Below are 231 nucleotides of genomic sequence, written 5' to 3' on the forward strand. Positions count from 1 at the left end.
ATGATCTCTACTTTTCCCAAGTTTAAAAACAACGGATTAAATGATGAGATTACCAGCTTGAAATATAGTCTTCAGAATTATTTATACGCTATTGATGCCAGCAATTCTGCAGGAAAGAGTAGGGCCCTTAAAAGCTTCGAAAAATCATACAAAAAAATTCAAAAGCTAAGGCAAAATCTTGACAGAGACGACGATGAAGTGCTTAACAGATATCTGGTTCGTTTAAAAACC

At 34.6% G+C, this 231-nt stretch carries 1 protein-coding gene; it reads left to right on the forward strand.

What is annotated here, in order from left to right:
* A partial coding sequence (locus GB932_RS21880) for a hypothetical protein (RefSeq protein WP_231915940.1) occupies positions 1 to 231 on the forward strand: 231 nt, incomplete at both ends.

Origin of the sequence: Microbacterium karelineae (assembly GCF_009745985.1) — a bacterium.
GTDB lineage: Bacteria > Actinomycetota > Actinomycetes > Actinomycetales > Microbacteriaceae > Microbacterium > Microbacterium karelineae.